Origin of the sequence: Staphylococcus simulans (assembly GCF_025561465.1) — a bacterium.
Classification (GTDB): Bacteria; Bacillota; Bacilli; order Staphylococcales; family Staphylococcaceae; genus Staphylococcus; species Staphylococcus simulans.
The window spans coordinates 746,563-759,590 of record NZ_CP095100.1 but is presented as its reverse complement, the minus strand read 5'-3'; the positions used below and the strand labels follow the sequence as shown (position 1 = coordinate 759,590).

General features: G+C 38.4%; 11 protein-coding genes and 1 riboswitch. Of the genes, 2 read left to right on the top strand and 9 right to left on the bottom strand.

What is annotated here, in order from left to right; genetic code table 11:
• Positions 1-174: 174 nt before the first annotated feature.
• Together MUA87_RS03105 and glpT are read left to right on the top strand one after the other, a co-directional pair.
• On the top strand, positions 175-711 hold the full coding sequence (locus tag MUA87_RS03105; RefSeq protein WP_002479658.1) for a hypothetical protein: 537 nt from the start codon (positions 175-177) through the stop codon (positions 709-711).
• Between the two features lie 133 nt (positions 712-844).
• The gene (gene glpT, locus MUA87_RS03100) at positions 845-2,200 is read left to right on the top strand and encodes a glycerol-3-phosphate transporter (protein WP_060803637.1); all 1,356 of its coding nucleotides are present in this window, start codon (positions 845-847) and stop codon (positions 2,198-2,200) included.
• A 75-nt stretch (positions 2,201-2,275) separates the two neighbouring features.
• Here glpT and MUA87_RS03095 read toward each other — a convergent pair whose 3' ends face one another.
• From MUA87_RS03095 to MUA87_RS03055, 9 genes are all read right to left on the bottom strand, one after another.
• Positions 2,276-2,797, bottom strand: a complete 522-nt coding sequence (locus MUA87_RS03095) for an SRPBCC family protein (protein ID WP_002479660.1) — start codon at positions 2,795-2,797, stop codon at positions 2,276-2,278.
• Positions 2,798-2,953: 156 nt separating this feature from the next.
• Positions 2,954-4,261, bottom strand: coding sequence for a Na+/H+ antiporter NhaC family protein (locus MUA87_RS03090; RefSeq protein ID WP_002479661.1), 1,308 nt, complete (start codon positions 4,259-4,261; stop codon positions 2,954-2,956).
• 68 nt (positions 4,262-4,329) lie between these two features.
• Positions 4,330-4,440, bottom strand: a riboswitch (SAM riboswitch).
• A gap of 89 nt (positions 4,441-4,529) precedes the next feature.
• Complete coding sequence (locus MUA87_RS03085; protein ID WP_023015031.1) at positions 4,530-5,141, bottom strand: flavin reductase family protein; 612 nt, start codon at positions 5,139-5,141, stop codon at positions 4,530-4,532.
• 132 nt (positions 5,142-5,273) lie between these two features.
• Positions 5,274-6,155, bottom strand: coding sequence for an SDR family oxidoreductase (locus MUA87_RS03080; RefSeq protein WP_023015032.1), 882 nt, complete (start codon positions 6,153-6,155; stop codon positions 5,274-5,276).
• Positions 6,156-6,226: 71 nt separating this feature from the next.
• Positions 6,227-7,342 (bottom strand): amidohydrolase, encoded by a 1,116-nt coding sequence (locus MUA87_RS03075; protein WP_262551286.1) that lies wholly within the window; start codon positions 7,340-7,342, stop codon positions 6,227-6,229.
• Positions 7,339-8,523, bottom strand: a complete 1,185-nt coding sequence (locus MUA87_RS03070; RefSeq protein ID WP_316960862.1) for a SulP family inorganic anion transporter — start codon at positions 8,521-8,523, stop codon at positions 7,339-7,341. Before MUA87_RS03070 ends, MUA87_RS03075 begins: the two co-directional genes overlap by 4 nt.
• Positions 8,524-8,649: 126 nt before the next feature.
• Positions 8,650-9,891: an imidazolonepropionase gene (gene hutI, locus MUA87_RS03065; protein WP_156666512.1), complete on the bottom strand. Its 1,242-nt coding sequence runs from the start codon at positions 9,889-9,891 to the stop codon at positions 8,650-8,652.
• On the bottom strand, positions 9,884-11,572 hold the full coding sequence (gene hutU, locus MUA87_RS03060; protein ID WP_057509931.1) for a urocanate hydratase: 1,689 nt from the start codon (positions 11,570-11,572) through the stop codon (positions 9,884-9,886). The genes hutI and hutU overlap by 8 nt, the downstream gene beginning before the upstream one ends.
• Positions 11,573-11,628: 56 nt before the next feature.
• Entirely contained in the window at positions 11,629-12,954 is a 1,326-nt protein-coding gene (locus MUA87_RS03055) for a YjiH family protein (protein WP_173020225.1), read from the bottom strand.
• Between the last annotated feature and the right edge of the window lie 74 nt (positions 12,955-13,028).

Below are 13,028 nucleotides of genomic sequence, written 5' to 3'. Positions count from 1 at the left end.
ATTACACTCATTATATTGAAAAAATGACAAAATTATCAATTATCTTCATTTCGTCCAAAAGTCCTAGTGAAAAAGTTTTTAAAGCGTGATACAATTTACAATGAATTTGAACAACACGCAATCCATCCATCTTATGCCACTCAAATATAAACTATACTTCTGGAGGAATTGTCTATGTTTATAGATAAATATGACACTTTTATTATTAATATAGGGCATCTATCAACATGGCTTAAGCGAAGACAATTATTAAAATTATGCAGACAACTTCAAAGCAGTCACGCTGTTCAAGCAGAATTCACTCGAATTAAACAACAGCCTGTTTTAAAAGTCCGTATTCCAAAATGCAACCTGCCTTACTTCATCAGTTTCTTAAGTTATCACAACTACCCTATCTACCAGATTTTACCTTTTGCAGACAAAGACTTCGTCTATCAATTTGCGCCGAATATTCAAGCTTCTATGCATTTCAAACTTAAAATTGACGGTTTACAAGATATGTTTGTCAAAGATAAAATCATTGATATTATGCAGTTTCTTAAACATCAAGAAGACATTAAATATGTACTCACAACGTATCACATTGATATTTCATGTACACCGCACGTATTATCTAAATTGATTCATGCGCTTGCGACACAAAATATCGATGTATTAGGTGCGAACTACAGACCACGCATCGCTCAGCATAAATATTCTACAATCTCATAATAGATTGTACCGTTCTGACATTCCATGATTGGAGTGTCTTTTTTATATTAAAACTAAAAAATAAAAATGTTCATTGCTCTTTTGTAAATTTAGTATTAAGATTAAGTTAATTATTTGTAAAGGAGGCGCTTTCTTGTTTAACTTCTTAAAACCGCCAAAGCCGATTGCTCCTCTACCAAAAGAGCAAGTTGATGATACATATAAACAACTACGAATGAAAGTATTCTTAGGTATCTTCATCGGTTATGCGGGTTATTATTTATTACGCAAAAACTTTTCTCTTGCGATGCCTGATTTGATTGAACAGGGGTTCAGTAAAGGTCAATTAGGTATTGCCCTGTCCGCCGTTTCAATCGCATACGGTTTTAGTAAATTTGTGATGGGAACTGTCAGTGATCGAAGCAACGCACGCATGTTCTTAACACTAGGATTGATTTTGACTGCGATTGTCAATCTGTTGCTTGGTTTTGTTCCATTCTTTACTTCAAGCATTTTAATCATGTTTATTATGCTGTTCTTAAACGGCTGGTTCCAAGGCATGGGGTGGCCGCCTTCAGGACGTGTTCTCGTCCATTGGTTCAGTGTGAGTGAACGAGGCAGTAAAACAGCCATTTGGAACGTCGCACATAATGTCGGCGGCGGCTTAATGGCACCGATTGCGACTTGGGGTATTTCTATGACTGCCTTGTATAACTTCGGTTATTTAAAAGGATTTGAAGGGGTCTTCATTTACCCAGCATTACTTGCGATTATCATTGCGATCATCTCTTATATCTTAATTAGAGATACACCACAATCACAAGGTTTACCACCGATTGAAGCCTATCGTAATGATTATCCGACCGCTTCAAGAACAACACTTGAAACAGAATTAACTACCAAAGAAATCTTGTTCAAATATGTGTTGAATAACAAATGGGTATGGGCAATCGCTTTCGCAAATATCTTCGTCTACTTCGTTCGTTATGGTGTACTTGACTGGGCACCAGTCTATTTAAGTGAAGAGAAACATTTCGATATGAAATCCTCTGGATGGGCTTACTTCCTTTACGAGTGGGCTGGGATTCCTGGGACATTACTGTGTGGTTGGATCTCAGATAAACTCTTCAAAGGACGTCGTGGTCCAGCAGGTTTCTTCTTTATGTTAGGTGTAACTATTTTCGTATTAATCTACTGGTTAAACCCTCCAGGTAATCCATTAGTAGATAACTTAGCACTCGTAGCGATTGGTTTCTTAATCTATGGACCAGTGATGTTAATAGGCTTGCAAGCATTAGATTATGTACCTAAGAAAGCAGCAGGAACAGCTGCCGGGTTAACAGGTTTATTCGGTTACCTATTTGGTGCAGTCATGGCTAACATCGTACTTGGTTTCGTGGTTGATCAATTTGGTTGGGATGCAGGTTTCATCTTATTAACAGTGATTAGTATTCTAGCTATGTTAAGCTTTATTCTGACTTGGAATAAACGTGGTCAAGAGACTGTCTAATTGTTGAAAATTGAATATATAAAATAAAACAAGCGACATACGCTGCTTTCTAGCATTGTGTGTCGCTTGTTTTGATTAAAATTCTTCTTTGTCTTCTTGCATTTCTCTTAAAATGTCTTGAAGCTTAATGAACATATTTTCAAAGCCGTGTGCCGTCGCATCATGATATTCTTTCTTCTGCTGTTTGTATTCCAAAGTTGTCCAACGTCTTTCTTTCGGAACAACAGCAGTATAACGGAAGTTCATTTGTGTCATGTCTGAACCTGGTTCACGTTCAAAAATTTCTACTTCAATCGTATCTTCTTTGTCGCTCAGTTCAGGCATACCGATTGTCATCACAATTCGGTTAGGTGCTTCTAGTTCTTGGAAGACCCCTGTTACTCTGTTCTTTTTACCGTTACGTTCATCAACAATTTCATAACGTCTGCCTTCTTCTGGAATCAAGTCAATCGATTGATTTGAACGGTTAGAAGTCATGAACCAACGTCTCATGATATCCGCATCTGTCCAAGCTTGATAAATCAATTCGGGCGGGATGCGCATAAAACGTTCCAATGATATGACTACGACGTCATTTTCAATATTATATCTTGCCACTCTGTCGTCACCTACTTTCGCACTCTTTATTATTCTAACGCATTTAGAAGCATAAGCCAAAGTAATCCTACTAGCAAAGCATTTGTCACTATGCCTCTGTGGTTATTTCACAACAAGATTACTTTAACATTTTTCAAGTGAGAAAGTAAAAATTATTTACGCTTTTTGTTTACGTTTATTCAGTTTTGGAAAATTAAAGATGATTGCGGCTAATCCGCTGATTCCTAAAATAATCGGATAAATCGAATAAGGCACTAGCATAAATGGCGAAATACCTGCGACGCCTGCAGCCGCAATGACTTGCGGACTATAAGGTAAAAGGCCTTGGAAACAGCTGCCGAAAATATCTAAAATACTTGCTGATTTTCTTGGGTCGATATCATATTCATCTGCGATATTTTTAGCTAGGGGACCTGCCATTAAAATAGAAATCGTATTATTCGCAGTTGAAATATCTGCGGCACTGACTAAACTTGCGATACCGAACTCTGCACCGCGTCTTGATTTGACCTTGCTGCGAACAAAATTAAGTAGCCATGTAATACCGCCATTATGTTGAATGATGCCGATTAAACCACCGATCATTAATGCGATAATCGCAATATCTTCCATGCCGATCATACCTTCTGAAGCGGCTTTCAAGAATCCGATCCAGTTAAATGATCCGTCGATTAAACCGATAATGCCTGAGAGTACTGTTCCACCTATCAAAACAATAATCACATTCACACCGATCAAAGCTAAGATTAAAACTAATAAATATGGAATCACTTTAATAAATTCAAAGCTGTAATCTTTTGTACTGCTGATTGTTGCGCTATGTGTCAAAATACCTAAAATAACCATCGTTAAAATGGCACCTGGCAATACAATTTTAAAGTTTACTTTGAACTTATCACTCATTTTTGTATGTTGTGTACGTACTGCAGAAATTGTCGTATCTGAAATCATAGATAAGTTATCTCCGAACATCGCACCGCCGACGACTGTTGCCATGGCTAGTGCTGCTGAAATATCAGTCGCCTCACTAATCCCAAAGCCGACTGGTGCAATGGCTGCGACTGTACCAACTGATGTCCCCATAGAAATAGAAACGAACATACAAATAATAAACAAACCGATAATCAATAAGTTGCCTGGAATTAAACTTAATCCTAAATTAACGGTAGATTTCACGCCGCCCATATCTTCAGTCACTTTTGAAAATGCGCCGGCTAATACGAAAATCAAGACCATCAAAATAATATTAGAATGGCCTGCACCTTTGGTGAAGACTTCAACTTTCTCTGTGAATTTTTCTTTGCGATTCATTATTAATGCGACAATAACCGCAATCGTAATCGCAATATTTAACGGCATCTTCGTAAAGTCGCCAGTAATAATCCCAACTCCTAAAAATAAACCGACAAATAGAATTAAAGGAATCAGTGCGACTGCATTGCCCTTTTGTTTCTGTTCAGACATGATTCAAACACCTCACTCATGATATTAAAAAATCCTTTTTTCAGCTAAGAAAAAAGGATACATTATGTTTCTTATCTCTTAGCAAATAGTTGCTATGGGAATTGGCACACGCGTCGCTATCAGCGAACCATGTTGCCGAGGTTTCAAAGTGCCCATCACTCCACCTCTCTTGATAAGCTATATTTATTTTTATTTTTTGAATCTTTTTAAACCTATCATGATTGTAATAGTTAGTCAATCATCAAAGTATGAACTTTTCATTAAGCAATTATTCTGTTGGTCTTTCTAATACAAATTCTTGACCTAATTTTACATAATCATTACCCGCTAAACGACCAACAGGATGTAACGCTTGCACATCAATTTTATGCGGTTCGATATAAACATCATCAGCGATGTGATAACGTACAACTTCACCTAAGATTAAATCGCTGCCCGCTTTGTCATCACCGAGTTCAATCACACGATCCAGTTTACACTCAAATCGGATTCGCGCCCCTTCGACTGCTGGTACATTAACGACATCTGAAGGAATTGTTTTAAAATCTGTACGTTCTAACTCATTTGCTTCACGTTCAATCGGTGCAGCAGTATTATTAATACCTTCAATCATAGACAATTCAGAAATGTGTACCACAAATTCTCCAGTATCAATAATGTTTTGTGCTGTATCTTTACGGACACCTTCTGTGCGTCCAGTTGAAATCATAATCATCGGCGGATGACTGCTGACCACATTAAAGAAACTGAATGGTGCCGCATTTAAATGACCTTCTTTATCTTGAGAAGTCACAAAAGCAATCGGTCTTGGTAAGACGCTGCCGCTTAATAATTTATAATTTTCTCTTTGCGTTAAATCTTTAGGGTTAAAATGTTTCATCATTCTGCCTCCTTAGTTACTATACTAATTATACCTATAGCATAATAAACTAAACCTTACTTTGCGAATAATGTGTTTGTATGTATAAAAACAGCGTTCCATTCATTGTTGGAACGCTGTCTTAATCATAGCTTAGTTAATTTGTTTACCGCCTGTTACGCCATACACTTGTCCTGTTGTATAACTTGATTCGTCTGAAGCAAGTAAGACATAAGTGCCTGCTAATTCTACTGGCTGACCTGCACGGCCCATCATTGAACTTTGACCGAATTCAGGAATTTTACTTTGCGGTTGACCACCTGAGATTTGAAGCGGTGACCAGAATGGTCCGGGTGCTACTGAGTTCACACGGATACCTTTATCGATTAATTCTTTTGCTAAGCTTTTTGTTAGTGAAATAATCGCAGCTTTTGTAGCCGCATAGTCATGCAAGATTGGATTAGGGTCATAACCTTGAATAGAAGTTGTCGTAGTGATTGTCGCACCTGGTTTTAGATACTCAAGTGCTTTTTGAACTGTCCAGAATAATGAATACACATTCGTTGTGAAGGTTTGTGTGAAATCTTCTGTTTTGAAGTTTTCGAATCCTTCATGGTATTGCTGATGTCCAGCAACCAATGTCACATTGTCTAAACCGCCAAGCGTTTCGTGTGCGTATTCAACTAAATCGTAGTTGAATTGTTCATCTGATAAATCACCTGGTTTTAAATAAACAGTTCCGCCTGTATCTTCAATAACTTTCTTAACTTCTTGTGCGTCTTCTTCTTCTTTCGGATGATAGTTAATCACAACTGACGCACCTTCACGTGCATACGCAATTGCGACTGCACGACCAATCGCAGAGTCACCGCCTGTAACTAATGCTTTCAATCCTTCAAGGCGTCCATGTCCTTTATATGATGTTTCGCCACAGTCTGGTTTTGGATCCATATCTGTTTGGAAACCTGGCCATTCTTGTTCTTGTTTTGGATAATCTTGATCAGAGAATTTTGTACGTGGATCTTGTGGTGCCATTATCTATCACTCCTCAATTATTTGTCTCTCTATTGATATACCACAAAATCCATATTTCATTCATCGGCAAATTAAAATAATTTTTGAACTAAATTCGCAAGAAACTCAGGCGCTTTTTTCAAAATGTCTTCATTCGGGTTATATTTCGGATGATGTAAATCATAATCAGATTGTGAACCGATGAAACTGAAAACACCAGGGACAGTATCACTCATAGCTGAGAAATCTTCACCAATTGTTTTAGGTTGGTTCAATTGTTCAACTTTATAACCTGTCTCTTCTGCCGCTTCTTGTGCAATATGTGTTAATGTTTCATGATTCATGACTGCATTCGGTAAATGAATATATTCTAATTCAATCTCCACATTAAAGGCAGATGCTAAACCATCACAAATACTTTGTAGACGATGTTCTGCAAGTGCACGTGTTTCATTATTAAATGTTCGAACTGTTCCTTGAATGCGTGCTGAATCTGGAATCACATTCCACGTGTTGCCAGCTGATACTTCCCCAATTGTCACAACTGCAGAATCAAAGGCTGAAACATTACGACTGACGATAGACTGCACACTCGTTAATAATTGTCCTAAAATAATCATCGGATCATTGCTTTCTTCAGGTTTTGCGGCGTGACCCCCTTTTGCTTTAATTCGAATAAAGAAGCGATCTACTGCTGAAGTCATCGCACCTGGTTTAATCGCTAACGTGCCCACTTTTAATGTCGGATCATTGTGAAAACCTGTCACAGCTTTAACACCTTCTAATACACCCGCTTCTACCATTTGTTGTGCACCGCTGCCCACTTCTTCGGCAGCTTGGAATAAAATACGCACACGTCCAGGCAATTCTGCTTCTTTCTCTTTCAGCAACAATGCAGCACCTAAAATACTTGCCATATGTATATCATGTCCGCAAGCATGCATTACACCTTTATTTTGTGACGTGATTTCACTATCTACTTGTTCTTCTATCGGTAAAGCATCAATGTCTGTACGTAACGCAACAATCGTTTCACCTTCACCGATTTCTGCCACTAATCCTGTGTCTAGTGGATAATCTATAATTTTGATCTCATGTTCTTCTAAAATTTCTTTTAAACGCGCAGTAGTGTCATATTCTTGATAAGAAACTTCTGGATGCTGATGAAACATACGTCTCCATTCGACTAATTGTTCAAAATGACTCATAAACTTTCCCTTCCTTTACTTACAACGTAGATCACTAAATATATTGCTGAACCTGCCGCGACACCAAAGGCTAAATTATTCGTTATTAACGTAACAATCATCGTACCGATAATCGTTGCGGTATTTAACAGAGGCTTCACTTTAATCGCTTGTATAGTACGTCTATCAAAAGTATTCAACGCAATCGAAACTAATACAGTCGCGAGTACGACCATTGGAATCAGTGCGATAACAGGCCCTAAGACGTAAATCGTCAATAATAAAAACAAAGCAGTCACTAAGGTCGCATAACGTGCAGTTGCACCGACTTTCACATTAAATTTTGATTGACCGACTAATGCACTGCCTCCAAAACCACCAAATAATCCTGCTGCTAAATTCGCAAGTCCTTGTGCAGCTGATTCTTGATTTAAACAACTCTTTTCATTTGTTAGCACATCTAATGCTTGTGCAGTCAATAAAGATTGCAGTGTACCTACAATTGCCATCGTGATACCGTAACCCACAATAACCATTAAGGCATGACTTTCTGTAAACAGATGAAACTGAGACCATTGGAGTTTAGGTAATACCACATAGATATCCGCTAAATCTTTTACATAATGTAGTTTCGGGTGAATAAGATGTGCAATGATGGTTAAGACAATAATTGAGATCAAAGGTGCTGGAATAAACGAAATGAATCGGGGCGCGAACCAAATAATTAAAAAAGAGACTATCGCAAAAACATACGTTGCGATTGAAATGTTGAAAATATTATCGATTTGCGAAGACATTAATAATAAAGCTAAGGCATTCATAAAGCCGATTACAACTGCTTGAGGAATGCGTTCAATCAATCGTCCGACATTTAACGCACCCATGCCTAATTGGAGTAACCCCATAACAATCGTTGCACAGATTAAGTATCCGACACCATGATGCATGACTAGAGGTGCTGCGACTAAGGCTATACCACTGCTTGGCCCTGTAATCATTAAAGTCCTGCCTGCAGTCAGACTGAGTACAATCATCATAATCCCCATACTCAATAAGCCGATTGAAGGGTTCATGCCGACAATAAATGAATAAGCAATTGCACCAGGCAATGCAGATAACGCAATTAAAATACCTGCCAACACATTGTCTTTGATATCACCTTTCCATTGATTCACATACATTTGACGTTCCAATTTTTTCACCCGCCCACTTCTCTATGCACTTATCTTAACATAAATTGTCAGACTATTAAGAAGCAAAAAACAGCCACACTTATGAGAAATCATAAGCATGGCTGTAAAAAGTTGTGTTTAACTGATAGTTAAAGCTTATTGTTGTACTTCAATACGGTTGTCAATAAATAACTTACCGTCTTTATAAACATATTCCGCATGGTTGATACCATAATGGTATGGTACATATTCATAATTCGGTACATTCCAAATCACGAAGTTTGCGCGGTCGTCTTGTTCTAACGTACCTGCATCTGCATCAATTGCTTTTGCCGCATTGACTGTGACTGCGTTCCAAATTTCATTTGGAGTTAATTTTAATTTCAGTGCTGCAATTGCCATAACCATTTGTAAATTATTCGTTACGTTACTGCCTGGGTTGAAGTCAGAGGCAATGGCTACTGCACCATTATTATCCAACATACCGCGTGCATCTGCGTATTGATTTTTACCTAAATAGAATGTTGTTCCTGGTAAAACAACCGCAACTGTGTCGCTATCTTTTAATGCTTGTTTATCTTCTTCACTTGAAGCGACTAAGTGATCAGCTGAAATCGCACCTTGTTCAATCGCAACACCTAAACCACCTAAAGGATCAATCTCATCTGCGTGAATTTTCACATCAAAGCCTTGTTCTTTAGCTGCTTTCATATATTCACGTGATTCATCAACTGTGAAGACACCCGTTTCGCAGAAGATATCCGCAAAGTCTGCATATTCTTTTACTTCTGGTAATAAGTCAATCATCTCTTGTAAGAATGCTTGATTAGATTCCGCTTCTTTCGGCACAGCGTGTGGCCCTAGGAATGTGTGTTTCATTGTAATGCCATACTTTTTCTCTAAAGCATGTGACACTTTTAATTGTTTCAATTCATTCTCTTTATCTAATCCATATCCACTCTTACTTTCTACTGTTAAGACACCATAAGACATCATTTCACGTAAAGACTTGTCTGTTTTCTTTAACAACTCATCTTCAGTTGCCTCACGTGTTGCTTTAACTGTAGATAGAATACCGCCGCCTTGTTCTAGAATTTCTAGATAAGACGCACCTTGTTGTTTTAATGCCATTTCATGCTCTCTTGAACCGCCGAATACTAAGTGTGTATGTGCATCAACCAAAGCAGGAGATACGACTTTGCCAGTCGCATCTACCACTTCTTGTGCATCATACTCTTCTGTATGAGGTCCTGCATAAACTACTTTACCGTCTTTCGCAACTAATGTTGCATTTTCAATGATTTTCAACTCATTTAACTGATTGCCTTTTAAAGGTTTATCAGTTTTCTTCGGTAAAATTAATTGTGCAATATTTTGGATAACAACATCATTACTCATTAGAATCTTGCTCCTTTAACATTGGAATATCGACACCTTTTTCATTTGCTGTATCAATCGCAATATCATAGCCAGCATCAGCATGTCTTACTACACCCATACCCGGATCTGTTGTTAATACTCGTTTCAAGCGTGCTTCTGCACGATCTGAACCGTCTGCAACAACAACCATACCGGCATGTAATGAATAACCCATACCTACACCGCCGCCGTGGTGGACTGAAATCCAAGAACCACCTGCTGCAGTATTGACTAATGCGTTTAAGATTGCCCAGTCACCTACAGCATCTGAACCGTCTTTCATTGATTCAGTTTCACGGTTTGGTGATGCTACTGAACCTGAGTCTAAGTGGTCACGTCCAATCACAACTGGTGCTGAGATTTCACCATTACGTACTAGTTCGTTTAATTTCAAGCCCATTTTGGCACGTTCGCCATAACCTAACCATGCAATTCTTGAAGGTAAACCTTGGAATGCAATTTTTTCTGTTGCCATATCTAACCAGCGCATTAACTTCTCATCTTCAGGGAAAAGTTCACGCATTGCTTGGTCCGCACGTTCGATGTCTTTTGGATCACCACTTAATGCCGCAAAACGGAAAGGTCCTTTACCTTCACAGAATAACGGTCTGATATATGCTGGTACGAATCCAGGGAAATCAAAAGCGTTTTCTAAACCTTGGTCATACGCTACTTGACGGATATTATTCCCATAGTCAAATGCTACTGCACCACGTTTTTGGAATTCTAACATTGCTGCTACATGATTTTTCATTGATTGTGAAGATAATTTTACATATTCTTCAGGATTTGCATCGCGTAACGCTGACGCTTCTTCTAAAGAATAACCTTCAGGTACATAGCCGTTTAACGGATCATGTGCAGACGTTTGGTCTGTAATGATATCAATCTTGAAGTCACGTTTTAAAATCTCATTATAAACTTCAGGTGCATTGCCGACTAAACCAACAGATAATGGTTTGCCTGCTTCTTTCGCTTCTTGTGCTTTTTCTAACGCTTCATCTAAAGAATCTGTGATAATATCACAATAACGTGTCTCAATACGTTTTTCGATACGAGATGGATCCACATCTACACCGATAACTACCCCTTCATTCATCGTTACAGCTAATGGCTGCGCACCACCCATGCCGCCTAAACCAGCTGTTAATGTGATTGTACCTTTTAATGAACCGTTATAATGTTGGTTTGCGAGTTCAGCAAACGTTTCATATGTTCCTTGAACAATCCCTTGAGAACCGATATAAATCCAGCTTCCTGCTGTCATTTGACCATACATCATTAAGCCTTTTTTATCTAATTCATGGAAGTGTTCCCAGTTTGCCCATTTCGGTACAAGTACAGAGTTCGATAATAATACTCGTGGTGCTTCTTCATGTGTTTTAAAGACAGCAACAGGTTTACCAGATTGAACTAACATCGTTTCATCACTTTCTAAGCGACGCAATGTATCTACAATAGCATCAAAAGCTTCCCAGTTACGTGCCGCTTTACCAATACCCCCGTAAACGACTAACTTTTCAGGATGCTCTGCTACTTCTGGATCTAAGTTATTGTATAACATTCGAAGGACTGCTTCTTGTTCCCATCCTTTACATTCAATTTCCAATCCTTTTTTCGCTTTAATTTGTCTGCCTTTCGCTGCTACTTCTTTAGTCATAATCAATCTCTCCTTTGTTTAGTTATGATATTAAATACACAGTTTTAGATTTCGATTTAGAAAATTAATAACGCAAATGGAATTGCGATTAGTAAAGTTAATGCCACACGAATGAACCAAATCAGAGTTAATTTCCAAATTGGAATTTTGATATCCGTTGCTAAAATACAAGGTACCAGCGCTGAGAAGAAGATAATCGCTGAAATACTTGTAATAGCTGTCACTAACTTAACTGCCATCGTTGACTTCACAACTAATAATGATGGTAAGAACATCTCAATCAGTGAAATCGCTGAAGCTTTCGCTAGCAATGGTTTATCCGCAATCGGGAAAATGTAGATAAACGGATAGAAAATATAACTTAACCAATCAATCACTGGTGTGAAATTCGCTAGCAACAATCCGAAGAATCCGATTGATAAGATAGATGGTAAAATCGCCATCGTCATTTCAAATCCATCTTTAACGTTCACCCAAATATTTTTGAGTAATGGTAAAGAACCATGTGATTGACGCTTTGCTTCATCATAAGCTGCGACAACACGATTGCCGTTAACTTCTACTTCTTTCTGACCTTCTTGGCCTTCGTAATATTCTTCTGATTCATTACGAATCGGCGGTAAATGTGCCGAAATAGCTGTCACTACAAATGTAATAATCAACGTACTCCAGAAGAATAAGTTCCAATGCGGCATTAAATCTAATGTATTTGCGACAATTACCATGAATGTTGCGGATACTGTTGAGAAACCTGTCGCGATAATGACCGCTTCTTTCTTGTTATACATTCCATCTTTATAGACACGGTTTGTAATCAAGAGACCTAATGAATAACTTCCGACGAAAGATGCTACGGCATCTACTGCAGATTTACCTGGCGTCTTAAAGACTGGACGCATAATCGGCTGCATTAATACCCCGATAAATTCAAGCAGCCCGTAACCAACAAGTAATGATAGTGCCACGGCACCGACTGGAATCAAGATACTTAGCGGCAACATCAACTTATCGAATAAGAACGGTCCGTAATTCGGATTAAATAACAATGCCGGACCTATTTTAAAGACATACATAATACCAATGACAGCACCGAGTACTTTAAATAAAGTCACCACAAAGTCTGTCGCTGATTTCATAAAGTCTTTACGAATAATCGGTAATGCTGCACCTACTAAAATCATCAGCAAGGCAACGTAAGGCATTGCTACTCCGAATGCTGCGCGAATCCATAAATGAACATGATCTACAATAATCGTGTTCGTTCCGTTAATTGTCACTGGTACGAAGAAACATAAAATTCCGATAATGCTGAATACGTAAAACCGCCACATGCCGACCCCCGTCTGCTTATCAGCGGGTTTACTCTCAGGCTGGAATTCCATATCGCCAGAAACCAAATCTGCTTCTGTTTTCATACTTGACACACCCCTTTGTTTTACAAGTACGACAAAGCTGT

Bases quoted from the DNA above. Each gene is read 5' to 3' on its own strand.
- MUA87_RS03105 (WP_002479658.1), top strand. From the start codon at position 175: ATGTTTATAGATAAATATGACACTTTTATTATTAATATAGGGCATCTA.
- MUA87_RS03090 (WP_002479661.1), bottom strand. From the start codon at position 4,261: ATGTCTGAACAGAAACAAAAGGGCAATGCAGTCGCACTGATTCCTTTA.
- MUA87_RS03085 (WP_023015031.1), bottom strand. From the start codon at position 5,141: ATGAAACATTTTAACCCTAAAGATTTAACGCAAAGAGAAAATTATAAA.
- MUA87_RS03080 (WP_023015032.1), bottom strand. From the start codon at position 6,155: ATGGCACCACAAGATCCACGTACAAAATTCTCTGATCAAGATTATCCA.
- MUA87_RS03075 (WP_262551286.1), bottom strand. From the start codon at position 7,342: ATGAGTCATTTTGAACAATTAGTCGAATGGAGACGTATGTTTCATCAG.
- hutI (WP_156666512.1), bottom strand. From the start codon at position 9,891: ATGAGTAATGATGTTGTTATCCAAAATATTGCACAATTAATTTTACCG.
- hutU (WP_057509931.1), bottom strand. From the start codon at position 11,572: ATGACTAAAGAAGTAGCAGCGAAAGGCAGACAAATTAAAGCGAAAAAA.
- MUA87_RS03055 (WP_173020225.1), bottom strand. From the start codon at position 12,954: ATGGAATTCCAGCCTGAGAGTAAACCCGCTGATAAGCAGACGGGGGTC.